This is a genomic window from Lentibacillus sp. L22, assembly GCF_040812445.1.
Lineage (GTDB): Bacteria > Bacillota > Bacilli > Bacillales > Amphibacillaceae > Lentibacillus_C > Lentibacillus_C daqui.
On sequence record NZ_JBFNXI010000111.1, the window covers coordinates 1 to 811 of the forward strand.

Sequence of the window (811 nt, forward strand, 5' to 3'; positions counted from 1 at the left end):
TGTGAACGGAGACAGTATAAGGCTTTCGAGAAATTCCGCTTCCTCGACGTGAAACAAGTTCACGCCTTGCGGCGAGCGTTGCGAATTGAATTTATGAGGTTTACCAAGCTCCAGATGTAACAAAGCCCCGTGACAGCATCACAGGGCTCTGGTACTCTAAATCTTGTGCATTCGTTGCTCAGATTAGACGTCGCAATCCAATCTTAGCAACGTGAGAGGCGCTTGTCACGTTCTCATTAAATACCAGCCAACGACATTAACCCAAATGCACCACTTGATTGACTCGGACTTAGCCCGGTCTCCGAAAGGATAAACAGGCAAATTGTGGTAGTAAAACGTACCGGAAAACGAAATTCCGGCTCTACCTCCGAATCACGCTGCGGTATCGAAAGATTACAGTGCGTACCTGATAAGAGCACCAATCAACGGACTAGGGATTTCTTGGATTGCGAAGTGTCGAAAGAAGCCCAACCTAACCAAACTTAGCCAGATTAACGAGCTAAGAGACCATGACCCAATAACTGATCATGGAGAAAAGCAAAGACAAGATGAAGATGTCGCTTCGCTCCGTTTTGATTAGTACCACATTGGGGCATTAGGCGTTTTTTACCTAGATTTTATCGGTGAACAATAACACCTAAACTCTCAACAAGCTGAAGCGCCTGCTCTCCATCCAACTTCACTCCATCTAAATTAATTCGCCTTGCATCAAGCTCGCCAAGCGCCCCACCCGTTAAATCACAACCAGTAAAATCAGCCAAAGACCAATCAAACGATGAAAACTCCCCACAAGAAAGATCGGAGCCACGAC

The 811-nt window shown here is 46.1% G+C and carries 1 protein-coding gene; it reads right to left on the minus strand.

What is annotated here, in order from left to right:
• Positions 1-617: 617 nt before the first annotated feature.
• On the minus strand, positions 618-811 hold a 194-nt coding region (locus tag ABRT01_RS18300; protein WP_285313160.1), incomplete at its 5' end, for a hypothetical protein.